Consider the following 15,100-nt stretch of genomic DNA (forward strand, 5'->3'; position numbering starts at 1 on the left):
CAGGGTACATTTTCGTTGGTTGAGCGGTGGTCACTGAGCACAGCCGAAGTGAGTCGAAACCAACAAAAATGCTTAAGTGACCAGCATTAGCTGTAACAAGCCTTTTTCAGGTACTTATTCCCACTCAATCGTTGCTGGCGGTTTAGATGACACATCATAGACCACACGCGATACGCCTGAGATTTCGTTAATAATACGGTTAGATACCTTCTCAATTAACTCATAGGGCAAATGCGCCCAACGTGCGGTCATAAAGTCAATGGTTTCAACGGCACGTAAGGCAATCACCCATGCATAACGACGACCATCGCCAACCACGCCTACCGACTTCACTGGCAAGAATACCGCAAACGATTGACTGGTACGGTGATACCAACCTGCTTTATGCAATTCTTCTAAGAAAATGGCATCGGCTTCGCGCAATACGTCGGCATATTCTTTTTTCACCTCACCCAAAATACGCACGCCCAAACCCGGGCCAGGGAATGGATGTCGATAGACCATGTCATAGGGCAAGCCTAACTCTAAACCAATTTTACGCACTTCATCTTTAAACAATTCGCGTAAAGGTTCGAGCAATTTGAATTTCATATCTTCTGGCAAGCCACCCACATTATGGTGTGACTTAATGACATGCGCTTTACCCGTTTTGCTAGCGGCAGATTCAATGACATCAGGATAAATTGTGCCTTGGGCTAACCATTTGATATTATTTAATTTTGCCGACTCGCTATCAAATACTTCAATAAACACACGACCAATAATTTTACGCTTTTGTTCTGGGTCAGCAACGCCTGCTAATTCGCCCAAAAACTTGGCTTCGGCATCGGCACGAATGACTTTAACGCCCATGTTTTTGGCGAACATGTCCATGACCATATCGCCTTCGTTTTTGCGCAACAACCCATTATCCACAAACACGCACGTGAGTTTGTCACCAATCGCACGATGTAATAAAGCCGCTACCACGGAAGAGTCAACACCACCTGACAAGCCCAACAACACATGGTCGTCACCCACTTGTTCACGAATACGACGGATACTGTCCTCGATGATTTGGGCTGGTGTCCACAAGTCATCACACGCACAAATTTCACGGACAAAACGACGTAATAACGCTTCACCTTGTAAAGTATGGGTGACTTCAGGATGAAACTGCATACCATAAAAGCGTTTAGCTTCACAGCTCATAGCTGCAATTGGGCAACTGGGTGTGCTTGCCGTGATATTAAAACCTTCAGGCAAACGTGTGACTTTGTCACCATGGCTCATCCACACATCAATAAAACCTGTTCGGTCTTCGATGCCATTAAATAAGCTATCAGCTTGTTCAATGTTAACTTCGGCATAACCAAACTCACGCACATTAGACGATTCTACTAAACCGCCTAATTGTTGTGCCATGGTTTGCATACCATAACAAATCCCTAAGACTGGCACACCAAAACTAAAAACAGCTTCAGGTGCACGTGGAGTATTGGCTTCGGTGACGCTTTCAGGACCGCCTGACAAAATAATGCCTTTAGGATTAAAGGCTTTAATTTCATCAGCCGTCATATCATAAGCACGTAACTCACAATACACACCCAATTCACGTACACGACGAGCAATCAACTGGGTATATTGTGAACCAAAATCTAAAATCAAAATACGATGGGCGTGAATATCAACTTGCATAGGAATACTCTAAGAAGATAAAGGTGCAATGCCCTCCCCCACTTTAGGGTAGGGTTAGGGTGGGGTTTAAATCTCCCTCTCCTTGCTAAGGAGAGGGATGGGGTGAGGTCAACCCCCTCCCTGCCTCCCCCTTATCAGGGGGAGGAGCAACCTAGAAAAGACTTAACCAATACGATAATTAGGGGCTTCTTTGGTAATGGTCACGTCATGAACGTGGGACTCTTTCATACCTGCCGAGGTGATTTTGACAAACTGCGGCTTGCTACGCATGTCTTCAATATTGGCCGAACCTGTGTAGCCCATTGACGAACGTAAACCACCCATTAACTGATGCACAATACCACTCATTGGCCCTTTATATGGCACACGGCCTTCAATGCCTTCAGGTACAAGTTTTTCAACACCCGCAGAAGCATCTTGGAAGTAACGGTCACTCGAACCTGTACGACCAGACATCGCTCCCAATGACCCCATGCCTCGATAGGCTTTGTAATAACGGCCTTGGAATAACTCTACTTCACCTGGCGCTTCTTCTGTGCCCGCCAATAACGAGCCAACCATAATCACATGCGCACCTGCGGCAATGGCTTTGGCAATATCGCCCGAATAACGAATACCGCCATCAGCAATTAAGGGGATTTGATTATTTAAGGCACGCGCCACATTATCAATCGCCGAAATTTGTGGCACACCAATCCCTGCCACAATACGTGTGGTACAAATCGAACCCGGCCCGATACCCACTTTAACAGCATCAGCACCTGCATCTAACAAAGCTAAAGCCGCATCACCTGTGGCAATATTGCCACCAATCACTTGCATATGCGGGAAGTTCTTTTTAATCCATGCCACACGGTCAATCACGCCTTTGGAATGGCCATGTGCGGTGTCAACCACTAAAACATCAACACCTGCTTCAATTAAGGCGTCAACACGCGCAGGCGTATCTGCACCTGTACCAACGGCTGCACCGACACGCAAACGTCCCTGCTCATCTTTACACGCATTGGGATACATTTCGGCTTTACGGAAATCGTTAACCGTAATTAGGCCTTTGAGCTGATAATCATCGTCAACCACCAACACTTTTTCGATACGGTGTTGATGCAATAAGGCCTTAATTGTCTCAGAAGATTCTCCTTCTTTGACGGTGACTAATTTATCTTTAGGCGTCATGATGGCAGAAACGGGCTGATTTAAACCTGTTTCAAAACGCAAATCACGGCTAGTGACAATGCCGACCAAATCATTACCTTTTACCACAGGAACACCCGAAATTTTATGGGCTTGGGTTAAGGCTAATAGCTCGGCAATGGTCGTTTCTGGGCTAACGGTAATCGGGTCTTTAACCATGCCTGCTTCGTATTTTTTGACACGACGCACTTCTGCTGCTTGGGCAGTAATTTCCATATTTTTGTGCAAAATAGAAATACCGCCTTCTTGTGCCATCGCAATCGCCATTTTGGCTTCGGATACCGTATCCATTGCGGCTGACATTAACGGGATATTTAAGTGAATACCGCGCGTGAGTTTGGTTTTCAAACAGACATCTTTGGGAAGAACGTTGGAAAAAGCAGGAAGTAAGAGCACATCATCAAATGTGAGGGCTTCTTGGACGATGGTTAACATGAACGCGCCACCCGTTGACTAAATTAAAAGTCGCGCAATTATAGACCTGTCAGCGCGTTAACAAAAGTAGTAATAGCGTTAGCGCTTAAAACTCTGTTTATTGAAGGCGCATTCTAGTGGGTTTTCTGACAAAATCCGCGGCAGTTCAATCTGTTTATAGATACTACCACTCACCAACAATAATGGGGAGTCAAGCTCCCCACTATTATACTACACACATTTACTCTGCTGTTGGCAACGAGCAACCCACAGGAACCACGGCACCATTGGTGGCAAAAAAGCCTGCTGTTTGGCATTGCATTTCGACAGTGACTGGAGGATTTGCGGTGGTATCTAATAAAGAGCTATGCGCCCCTTGCTTAAACTTCACCCATGCCCCGCCTGTCAGATTCGCTTTCGTTAGACTCGTCACATCCACCGCTTGCGGCGTGCTAAAGCCTAAAATTTTGGCTAAAGGTTCTGTACCCGACAAAAAGCCCGTTAAACTGACCGTATCCTGCGTGGCAGAAGCTGCACCTGCTAGTGCTTGATTTGGGACAACAAGGTCATCAGTCACTTCGGTTAAATGAATCGTATGATTGGCTTTTGCTGAGACCGCAAAATTAGCGGGGTCACCACTGTCAACCAAAGTTTGTGCAAAGCGTAAAAAGGTTTCGTAGTTATCGGTACCTTCAGTCACGCCATTCGTGGCTAAACCTGCGGCAATACGAGGTCCGAAGGATTTAGAAGCATCTAATAATTTAGCAATACCACTGCCACCCACAGATAACGATGCGGCGCCAATAGTTTTGGCTTTATCTGCTCCTAAGGCGACTGTACTCACAATACTACCCAACGAGATACTGGCCAATTGCACACGGTTAGTATTGATATCGCCACCCGCTACGCCATCTAAATTCAGATTGGCTAAACTTTTGGCTAACACTAAAATATCCGCCGCACCTTGACGTAGGTTTTCTCGGCTGGTGATAGGGCTAGACAAATTAATAAAATGCGTGCCCGAACTATCGACATTGCCATCTGCCCCTGCGGCACTGGTGGTGTTATTGACAAAATCAACGTCAAACGTACGCTCTGATACTCCCGTCATACGTAAGGCCTTAGCCACATCATTCGGTGTAATGCCATGTAAAGGTAAATCAATAGCTACAGTCACAAAACCCGCTTGTGCCAGTGCAGGCGCAATGGGTAAGACATTACTGCGATTACCCGTAATCCCGTGTTGAAAAATCACAACAGGCCAGCCACCATCAGGCTTTGCCCCTTTAGGTACAGTGACTAACATGGGGATAGTTTGGTCGCTCTGTTTGACAGGCATAGGGAAACAGGTCGTCGTACTGATACTGGCTTGAGCCGTACCTGCTGGCAATGCTGCACCCGTTGCATACGCGCCACACACCACTTTGTCTAAGAACTTAGCACTGACATCAGGCTGTGTGGTATCGGCTTTCCAATACGTTGACAAAATAGCAGTTGGTTTAGCCACAGAAGGCACTTCGCCATAATAAGGAACGGTTAATGTACCGACATAGACATCGGTATTGTTAGCATTAGGCACTGTCACAGGCAATAAATTTTGTACGGTCAAGCCCGTTGCTTGGGCATTGATTGCACCCGCTACCGTTGTAGCCGCTAATTTATCTAAGGTTTTTGTTGTGCTTTGTGTAGTGACGCTATAAGCCAGTACCACCTCTTTGATACCAAGCCCGTCTAAGGCTTGCGTAATCGGTCGTACCAACTGACTGCGTAAACTTTCTAAGTTAGCTTTTTCGGCGGCGTTAAAGCGTTGTAAATAACTGTCTGAACGCGCGCTAATGGGAGTATCGCTATTCAGCAATCTAAATACATAACTGGGTTGTACTGTGCCGCCATTGGTTGTTTTAATGCCTTTGGTCAAGGCAACAATGTACGTGGTATTGGGTGCTAACGGCTTTAAGGGTTCAATGAGCAAGCGCGTACGTTGCAGGTTAATGGGTACACCCGCGCTATCTTTGACGGTAGAGCTTTGTACAACAAAGTCTTCGTTATATTTGAGAAGCTGCCCTGTAGAACGATTAATAATCACGATATGGCTGGGCACAGTGCTCATGTCCACAAAGCCAAACACATCAACAAACCATGAAGCGGTTGTCGAAAAACCGTCTTGTAAGTTTGCCTGCGTCACCAAGGGATTGTTACTCGGATTAGGAATTTGTAAGGTCGGTTTAGTTAAATCACCAAATAATCCGTCAAATGGAAATGGAATCACAGGCCCACGTTTTTGGCTATCGGGTAATCCTGCGTTATCGGCACTGGCGATAACAGGCTCAAAACCCACATAAGCATCATTCAATGCTTGTGTGTCTTGGTCTTTATCATCGCCAATACAACCCACCAAGCCCAATGTGGCTGCCATTAAGGCAAGGGCTAAGGCATTTTTTTTCATCATGATGCTCCTATTGTAATTATTATACTGAGTGCTAAAACCCAGCGTTTATTGATATTGGATGGGCATATATATCGCAACGCTAAATATCAATCTGTCTAGGCTTACAGTCTTCTGAGTATGCAAAATATGGACTTAGCTAATCAAAATCTTGGCACAGACGTATTGCCACGCGTTATATTGTTATAACCTCCTTTATAGCAGGCTTTCAATGTCACATTGTCTATAATATGTTATTGATTGGTTTTAGACTTTAAGTGCATGATTCAGATTAGCTCACCTTAGGCTAAGCTCTATTCTGCTAAAACTTGCTTTTCTTTTTCAGCGCGTATGTGCTGTTGTTGCTGAATGACACTCTCACGTAAACCGTGGATATCTAGCACATTAAGAGGCTTGGCCGACTCCGTCGTGGGTGGCTGATTCTCGGTAGTGTTAGCGTGTACGTCGGCTAAAGGTGGTAAAGGGGTGATATGTTTAGAGTCTAAGGTAATAGCCTGTGCGCGTTTATCATCTGGTGTGCTCGAATAATGCCATTCGCCATTTTTATCTTGCCACCCATAAATGGTGACTGCTGTTTGCTGCTCACGTTGATACGCTTGCCATAATGCAGTCAAGCGGTCGCGTTGTGTCCAAACGCCTACGGCTGACGTCATTAATAAAATACTGATGATATCTAACTTTTGCATCTTCTCACTCGGCCTCTACATCCTGTTTTTTATATAAAGAATAGCATCTCAAGATGACAGTATATACTGAGCGACCTCAATTTCTGGTGACTGAGCGAAGTCTATCTATCTGCTAATGGTGAATTTTGGCTACATTCGCCCTACGCGAAAATACAGCTAAGGCTCATTGGTTTATGGCATGATAACACCCTAATTTCCTAACCTAATCTTTGGCAAATACAGGCCAACAAGAGGGCTTATGGCAATCAAATTACATTATTTAGGTTTGTTATGTTTGGCTGGGCAAGCAGTAGCCCTACCACAAGAAGCCCGTTATGCAGGGGGTATTGCTTTAGTGCCCTTGCCTGAATACGCTCCATTATCCGTAAACGTCCGATTTAATGGCTATCAAGTACCCATTATTCAACAGGCTAATGGCAGTCGTATGGCAGTTGTAGGACTGCCTTTATCTACACCAACAGGTCATGCCGAATTATTATTAAATGCAGATAACTTTACCGACCAACTGAGTATTGACATTAATCCTAAAGCCTATCCAGAGCAACGGATTACGCTAAAAGCCACCAACAAGGTAAACCCTAACGAGGAAGAACTTGCACGTTATAGCCGTGAAGCCGCAGAACAAAAAGCCGTTTATCAATCTTTTAATCCTTATACCTCACAATGGCCAGCCTTTCGTTGGCCAATTCAGGGAGAAATTAGCAGTCCGTTTGGCTTAAAACGCTTTTTTAATGGTGAAGCACGCGACCCGCATTCGGGCTTAGACATTGCTGCTCCTGAGGGTAAAACCATCTATGCACCCGCCGATGGTATTGTTGCTCAAATCGGTGATTATTTTTTTAATGGTAAAACGGTGATGATTGACCACGGGCAAGGCATTATTTCGATGTTATGCCATTTAAGTCAAATTGACGTTGAAAAAGGACAAACGCTGAAAGCAGGACAACGGGTGGGTAAAGTGGGACAAACAGGGCGTGCTACGGGTCCACACTTACATTTTGGCCTCAGCATCAATAATGCACGGGTTGACCCTTTATTAGTGCTTCCCCCGTCACCATGACTAAGCAGATTGATATTTTTATTGCGCGTATCACGTGGGATACAGAACAAACCTACCAACAGTTAGCTAATCTACCTGTCGTTATGCAGCACGCAGCGCGCCAATACCCACATCCCTTACGTTTGCGTAGTTATGTTGCTAGTCGGCAATTATTACATCATGCGTTTAATCAAGTTGAAAGCAGCCAACAGGCTTGGCGTTTTTATAAGCAAGAGCAACGCCTTTATATTTGCCCTCAGCAAAGCGAGCGTTTCATCAGTTTAAGTCATAGCGATAATTGGGTGTGTTGTTTGTTAGCACCGACCCCTTATTGTGGCATTGATATCGAAATGCGTCCTGCACCTGCCCGTTTTTTAGCCATTGCCAAGCGTTTTTTTACCCCACAGGAGTATCAATGGTTAGCACAAACTCAAAGTGCCGACTTGTTTTTAGACTTATGGACGCGTAAAGAAGCCTGCGTTAAGGCATGGCATCGTGGTTTAGCACATCATTTGCACCGTATTGAATTTGGTGCTGAACAACTCTCGCCCATCCTCACCCCAGAGGATGTACAACATTTACCTCTCACGTTATGGCGCATGACCAGCACCGACTGGCAATTAAGCGCGGCCGTTCACTTAGACACGCCTGTTTGGCAGGTGCATCACCTTTGTTGGTAAACAGGGTTATAGCCATGCACTTAATAACATCTCTAACTGTTGTTTACGGAAAGGTTTACTGAGCATGCCATCCATGCCAGCCGTCAGACAGGCCGTTTCGTTGTCTGCGCTCGCATTGGCCGTTAAGGCGATAATCGGTAGTCGTTTGTCACGTTCTTGGCTGCGCCATTCTTGCGTCGCTTCGTAACCGTCCATAATCGGCATTTGACAATCCATCAACACCAAATCTATATCGCCCGCTGCCATTAACTGTAAGGCTTCACGGCCATTATTCGCGCTGCTCACTGTGCAGCCTGCTGACTTCAGCATCGCTTCTGCTACTTTGCGATTGGCGGGATTATCGTCAACCACTAAAACATGCGCATGAAAGGCAGACTTATGTAAATTCGGTTGACTGATATCAGCAACGTGACTGCATTCTTCGCAAATGGGTAATACCAATTCAAAACAGAAACATGTGCCCACCAAAGGCTCACTTTCCACACGTAAATCGGCATGCATTAAACGACTTAAACGTGAAGCAATGGCTAAACCTAAGCCTGCACCGCCATAACGTCGACTATGAGAGCGGTCAACCTGCATAAACGGCTCAAAAATATGCGTTAATGCATTTGCATTTATGCCGATACCCGAATCATACACTTCACATAAGAATTGAGCTTGCATGTCATTATAGGTACTAATACGCGCTCTAATACCAATACGACCTTTTTCGGTAAACTTAATCGCATTATCGAGTAATTTCGAGAGAATTTGCCGAATACGCATTTCGTCACCTTTCAGCCATAAGTCGGTTTGTCCTTCTAAGGTCAGACTGATGTCCAGTTTTTTATGCTCGGCTTCCAAACGAAACCCGTCTGTCAAATGCTGTAGCAATTTTTTAGGTAAAAAAGGTCGTGGCTGTAAGATTAAACGGCCTTCTTCCATTTTAGAAAAATCTAATACGTCATCGACTAAATGCCGTAAATCATTCGTCGCCATCGTAGCCAGATTGACATACTCTTTACTGTCTGGTGATAAAGGTGTGCCATTCAACAACTGTAAACCGCCCGAAATCGCATTTAAGGGCGTTCTTAACTCATGACTCATCATAGCCAAAAACTCACTTTTGGCTTGACTGGCTTTGTCTGCACGACCACGAGCGGTAATCAACTCTTCAGTATAAGAAATTTGCAGGGTACGGCTCTCTTCGAGCATGGCGGCTAATAAATTAAGATGGTAAGCCAATGCGCCCAATTCGCCATCTTGTTTAATACTGACCCTTGCTGTGAATTGGCGATTTTTTAATGCCCCCACTAAACCAATAATGGCGCGTAATGGTCTTTCTAGGCTATGTGCCATCCAAAAACCAATCCCCGCAATAACGACCAATAACAAACAGCCGAGCAATATACTTTTTAATACGATGTCATGTTCACGTTGTACGATGTGGTCTGAACTAATACCCACTTCAACCAACCCTAAAGTACTGGGTTCGTTATTAATAGGCGCATCTACTAACCAGTCGCTATGGTCTAAAGCTAAGGCTTGTTGCGTAATCATCGCGGTATAACGATGTAATTGTATGCCTTTGTGATGCTTATTACTTTTGTTGAATAAGGTCTGTTTTTCGTTATCTAAGATGCTGACCGATACCACACCTGGCTGGGCAAGGATGGTATCAATTTGAGGGACTAACGAATCCATATTGCCAGAAATCACGGCAAAATCGGCAGAAGCGGCTAATTGGGTGGCCATGATTGCACCCGAACGTGCTTGCTCATTTTGTGCATCTGCAAGCCGCACATGGACATGATAGGCTAATGTTACAACAAACATAATTAAGGCGGGTACTAACGCTAAAATCAGCGTCCGCCAACGTAAGCTCCACTTGGTCATTACGGCCATGTTGGAAGCTCCTCTAAGTGCAGTAAACGCTCTAATTCGTTCATAGCAGGTACTGATAAACCCAAAGATTTTGCCACTTGTGGATTCAAACTCACACTGAAATCCTTAATGCGAGCAGGCGGCGGCAGCTTATTATTTTTGATGTAATATTTGATTTTTTGCCCAATGTCTTCGGCAATAACAGGCGTTGGCGCGTATAAGGTCGCTAGCGCACCTGCATTCACAAACGCAGGACTAGGACCAATCAACACTTTGTTTTGTCTATAGGCGGCTAATAAAATAAAACGTATGGTATCCCGATTGTAAATATCGGTATCTGGTTGAGCTAATAAGACATCGGTTGTCGCAGCTAACTCCGAAACTTGGCGAGCAATACGTGCTTTATCTAGCGTTTGCACACGAACTTCAACAGACTGTTCGGCGGCGTATTGCTTAAAAACGCGTAACCACGACATGTCTTCGTTATTACTGACTAACATACCAATGCGATTTGTAGCTGGCAGCATGACACGGATGAGTGCCAGTTGGGCTGCCAAACTGGGCGACCAATACAAGGCACTGTCTTGCTTTTGTAACTCCACACTACTAGGTTGAGCCAAGACAAATAAGGTCGGGGGACGATTAGCCGTGAGTTTTTTGGCCGCTTCTGTATTGAGAACAACCAACATATCGGTATTATCGGCGACAACATCACCTGTTATGATGGTGACATCTTCTTTGAGAATTTTAGTTAAATGGGCGACTAGCTCCGCAGACTCGCCTGCTTGCGAAGTGACAATTTGAACTTTAGTCGCTGCATAGCCTATGGTTGTTGTCCATAGGCAATAACAGATGACGAGCAGTTGCTGAAGAATCCTAAGCATGTTATGCACCTTCCCTTGTGCCTCCTTACTAAACGCTAATCGGCAAGTACGATTAGCCCTCTACAACCAGAACATACAACATCCAATCCTTATCCGAAGTGACGATTTTCTCACGGTTTTATTCACATCATCGTCTTTATTCAAACGGTATGCTAACAAAACGACTGAGGTTGAATACGCCACTCTTATTTGTATGCGTTATCCGATAATCCTTGCCTAATGGGGTCTGCTTTGATTAGCTTCCCCGTTGATTTCTTATTGACTCGCCATCAAGCTAACACGATATGCTGTTTAACGCACCTGTTCTTGTGTTATACGATGAGAGACAACACAAAACATTGGCAAAACGACTAGGTGCGTGTGAGCAATCATCATCACAACATCAACCGCCCCTAATCGTATGTGTACGTCAACCCTAACCACATTCTATCACGCGGTGCGCCATTTTCTCGGCGCAACTCATTATCTTCGGTGAGACGAATTTGCCATACGCCAGATAACTCCAAATCTTGACGTTTGTGCAACGACCACTTTTTAGCCATCCGTAAGTCTAAACGGTCAAAATATAAGCCGCCGTCATGGTAATCATTATATAACTGATTATAGAAGACATAACTCACACTACTTTGTATACCCTCTTGGCTATCATACCAAGCAGCCACATTGCCACTGTGTAATGGGACAAAATCATTGTTATCGTTATTAAAACTCATGTCGTCATAGGCATAATTGAGCATAAAACGCCAATTGGCATGTGGTCGCCACTGTGTCGATAGCTCTACCCCCCGTTGCTCATGCTTTTTTAAGGGGGCAATAACGAAATCATCAATTTCTAAATTATGTTCACTGAGTTCTAAATGGTCATGAAATACCCGAATATCTGTTTGTAAATGCCATGCTGGAATTTCCCCGTAATAACCAATTTCACGCGAGACAATACGCTCTGACGGTGCGCCATTGGTACAAACTAAGGTACCATCATCATAACTTTTACTAAATACGCAAGTTTCTTGGCCTTTAACAGGGGCTTGCCCTAAATACGGAAAATAACCGTCGCGTGCGCTATATTGACGGTCTTCGGCTTGACCATAAAATTGCCAATACGCTTTAGACTCACGCAGGTCGGGTGTACGGTAGGCTTTAGATGTCACTAAACGTAAGGAGTGCGTGGGTAAAAAACGCCAGTTCAGCGCGACACGTGGCGACTGTAAATGCCCCGCATAATCATCATGCTCGTCCATCATACCAACATTCAAGCGCCAGTCAGGTCTAAACTCCCATTCGCCATGAGCAAATACTCGCCACACGGTATTTTCGACTTTGCCATTAAAATAGTGTTGTGAGTCGGCACGCGAGTCTTGTAAACCTGCACCATACACCAGACGTAAACTGGGTGAAATACTCCAAGTGTCTTGTAATTCAAGCTCAATACGGGTTTCACGCTTATCAATATCTGCACCGTAAATCAGCTCTTGGTCGCTTGCCAAAAAGTCATCTTTAGTTGCTTGTAAACTCTGACACAATGGCTCAGGGACTGCGGGATGACCTAGCTTACACAACACGGTATAAGCTAAACCCATCAACTCATCATTTTCAGATGCGCCTAGCTCTCCGTCCATAAAGGCCTTGGTGAATATTCTGTCGATGACAAACATCTGCCTTAATTCTGGCAAAAAGAACTCTGGCGGGGCAGCCACCCGAATATGCTGTTTAGAGTTAAACTCCGAGTAATTTGCTTGAAATTGTAATTTATGGTTTTTGACATTGTGTTCTAAATCTAAATTGAGATAATTTTGGCTCGTTTCAATGTCGGGATCCTCTAGAAACTGCACTATCTCTGTTTCGGAGTCTTCACCCGCTAACATTTCGGAATGACCAAACGCGATTTTAGCCACACCATCATTTTCTGTTTCCATTACCAACTGACCATAAACTGACTTTTGTCGTTTATCGTCTGCATACGGATAGGGATTAAATACTTTGACAGCATTACCGTCTTTATCGAATATTTTCTCACCGTTCGCATCGCGCGCGGTTTCTTTTTTGAAGAAGGTACTATACCCATTATCGTTACGTTGATTGGCCGACAACTGCCAACTGAATTGGTTATTAACCCCCGCATAACTGACAAAGTTATCGTTAATACCGCCACTACCTTGTCGCGTATAGGCACGAACAGTCGGTAAATCCGCAGGGGCTCGGGTAATAATATTCACCACAGCCAAAAAGCTATTTGCACCGTAAGCAGCCGCATTAGGCCCCCTGACGACCTCAATACGGTCAATATCTTCCAACTCTAAAGGCAAACCAATCCAATCGACAAAGGCTAAACTGGGTTGAAAAACCGAACGACCATCAATTAACACCTGCATACGGCGCGCCATATCGGCGGAAGTACCATGATAACTGACAAAGGCTTCCCACCCCTTTTCATAGCCCACCACCATGCCAGGCACTAAGCGCAGTAATTCGGGTAACTCTCGGACACCCGTTTGCTGAATCATTTGACGGTCAATAATGGTGACCGATGCAGGGGCATCTGCAAGCGCTTGTTTTAAGCGCGTTGCGGATAACACAACGGGCATGTCTTGGTCAGCAAATAAGAGGTCTTCTGCGCTTGCACTATCAAACGCAGAGAGTATGGCAATCGCTAATACTAATTTTTTCATATGTCTTAATAACCCCAGCCAGTTGTTATTCAGACACACACGGCTGTGACTTTGTCCTTATACAGATAAGCCGTGTTTGTTACGCTAACAACTAGCGTTTTTCTCTTTTTTTATGTTCTGGCACAAATCGGCGTTTTTTCTCGAGTTGTGCAGGCTTGAGTTTGACCTCATCTTTATATGGGTTGTCGCCTGTTTTGAATTCCAGTTGCACAGGTGTTCCTTGTAATTTCAATACTTTTATAAAGATATTTTCTAAATAACGTTTGTAGTCCTTGGGCACCGACTCCGTTTGATTGCCGTGAATCACAATCACAGGTGGATTTTGTCCGCCCATGTGGGCATAACGCAGTTTAATACGTCGGCCATTAACAAGTGGTGGCTGATGCCCTTCAACCGCATCCTGTAAAATCTGCGTCAGACGGTTAGTCGGTACCTTTAACATAGCAGAATCATAGGCACGTTGCACAGAGGGATAGAGATCTCCGACGCCCGTACCATGCAAAGCCGAAATCAAATGAATTTTGACAAAAGGAATAAAATCCAATCGTCTATCTATCGCACCTTTGACTTGATTGCGGTCATACTCTGTCATGTTGTCCCATTTATTGATGGCTAACACGACGGCACGGCCACTGTCTAAAGCGAATCCTAGCATGTGCAAATCCTGCTCAACAATCCCTTCTCGCGCATCAAAAACAATAATGACGACATGCGCGTCTTTAATTGCTTGCAAGGTTTTGATGACGGAGAATTTTTCGACGGTTTCTTGTACACGGCCACGACGACGCACGCCTGCGGTATCAATTAAGGTATACTTTTTGCCGTTACGCTCATAGGGAATATAAATACTGTCGCGTGTTGTGCCAGGCATATCATAGACAATCACACGGTCTTCACCGAGCATCCGATTGACTAAAGTCGATTTACCCACATTAGGACGCCCAACCACGGCGATTTTAATGCCTGTTTCTGCTTCAGACAATTCAGGCGCATCGTCAGGGAAAGGTGCTAAAACATCACTAATAAGTTGGAACACACCGCGACCATGACTGGCCGCCGTTTGAAAAATTTGGCTAAAGCCTAGACGATGAAACTCGGCAACTGCGGCATCTTCATGTAGCCCATCGATTTTGTTAACCACTAAATAAGAGGTTTTGTTTAGACGGCGAATATGGTCAGCAATCATTTCATCTGAGCCTAATAAACCCGCACGCGCATCGACGACAAATAAAACGATATCTGCTTCTTGAATCGCTGTTTTTGCCTGCTCGGCCATATAAGCATCAATGCCTTCGTCACTTTCGCCTAACCCACCCGTATCAATCACAATAAATGATTTGTTATCAAATTTGCCATCACCGTATTGGCGGTCACGGGTCAAACCAGGCAAATTGGCAACCAAGGCATTGCGGGTTTTGGTTAATTGATTAAATAGGGTGGATTTACCCACGTTGGGGCGGCCAATTAGGGCAATGACAGGCTTCATGACGAGAATCTCTAAAACAGCAATCGGTGTGTTTTACCATCGCTACGATGACAAACCCA

The 15,100-nt window shown here is 44.9% G+C and carries 10 protein-coding genes; 2 read left to right on the forward strand and 8 right to left on the reverse strand.

The window, feature by feature from the left end:
• Positions 1-114: 114 nt before the first annotated feature.
• The 4 genes from guaA to C8N29_RS03555 form a co-directional block, all read right to left on the reverse strand.
• Positions 115-1,677: a glutamine-hydrolyzing GMP synthase gene (guaA, locus tag C8N29_RS03540; protein ID WP_107864655.1), complete on the reverse strand. Its 1,563-nt coding sequence runs from the start codon at positions 1,675-1,677 to the stop codon at positions 115-117.
• A gap of 162 nt (positions 1,678-1,839) precedes the next feature.
• Positions 1,840-3,306: an IMP dehydrogenase gene (guaB, locus tag C8N29_RS03545; protein ID WP_107864656.1), complete on the reverse strand. Its 1,467-nt coding sequence runs from the start codon at positions 3,304-3,306 to the stop codon at positions 1,840-1,842.
• A gap of 220 nt (positions 3,307-3,526) precedes the next feature.
• Entirely contained in the window at positions 3,527-5,734 is a 2,208-nt protein-coding gene (locus C8N29_RS03550; RefSeq protein WP_107864657.1) for a hypothetical protein, read from the reverse strand.
• A gap of 290 nt (positions 5,735-6,024) precedes the next feature.
• On the reverse strand, positions 6,025-6,417 hold the full coding sequence (locus C8N29_RS03555; protein ID WP_107864658.1) for a DUF4124 domain-containing protein: 393 nt from the start codon (positions 6,415-6,417) through the stop codon (positions 6,025-6,027).
• A gap of 238 nt (positions 6,418-6,655) precedes the next feature.
• On the opposite strand from C8N29_RS03555, the gene C8N29_RS03560 reads away from it, so the two are divergent.
• Together C8N29_RS03560 and C8N29_RS03565 are read left to right on the forward strand one after the other, a co-directional pair.
• On the forward strand, positions 6,656-7,477 hold the full coding sequence (locus tag C8N29_RS03560; protein WP_107864659.1) for a peptidoglycan DD-metalloendopeptidase family protein: 822 nt from the start codon (positions 6,656-6,658) through the stop codon (positions 7,475-7,477).
• Positions 7,474-8,136, forward strand: a complete 663-nt coding sequence (locus C8N29_RS03565) for a 4'-phosphopantetheinyl transferase family protein (protein WP_107864660.1) — start codon at positions 7,474-7,476, stop codon at positions 8,134-8,136. The genes C8N29_RS03560 and C8N29_RS03565 overlap by 4 nt, the downstream gene beginning before the upstream one ends.
• 6 nt (positions 8,137-8,142) lie before the next feature.
• Here the strand turns inward: C8N29_RS03565 and C8N29_RS03570 are convergent, their stop codons facing one another.
• The 4 genes from C8N29_RS03570 to der all read right to left on the reverse strand — a co-directional run bounded on the left by C8N29_RS03570 (position 8,143) and on the right by der (position 15,041).
• Entirely contained in the window at positions 8,143-10,023 is a 1,881-nt protein-coding gene (locus tag C8N29_RS03570; protein WP_107864661.1) for a HAMP domain-containing hybrid sensor histidine kinase/response regulator, read from the reverse strand.
• The gene (locus tag C8N29_RS03575) at positions 10,014-10,886 is read right to left on the reverse strand and encodes an ABC transporter substrate-binding protein (protein WP_107864662.1); all 873 of its coding nucleotides are present in this window, start codon (positions 10,884-10,886) and stop codon (positions 10,014-10,016) included. Before C8N29_RS03575 ends, C8N29_RS03570 begins: the two co-directional genes overlap by 10 nt.
• Positions 10,887-11,278: 392 nt before the next feature.
• Positions 11,279-13,555 (reverse strand): TonB-dependent receptor plug domain-containing protein, encoded by a 2,277-nt coding sequence (locus tag C8N29_RS03585; RefSeq protein WP_107864663.1) that lies wholly within the window; start codon positions 13,553-13,555, stop codon positions 11,279-11,281.
• A 91-nt stretch (positions 13,556-13,646) separates the two neighbouring features.
• Positions 13,647-15,041, reverse strand: a complete 1,395-nt coding sequence (gene der / locus C8N29_RS03590; protein WP_107864664.1) for a ribosome biogenesis GTPase Der — start codon at positions 15,039-15,041, stop codon at positions 13,647-13,649.
• Positions 15,042-15,100 lie beyond the last annotated feature (59 nt).

This window comes from Agitococcus lubricus, assembly GCF_003051055.1.
GTDB lineage: Bacteria > Pseudomonadota > Gammaproteobacteria > Pseudomonadales > Moraxellaceae > Agitococcus > Agitococcus lubricus.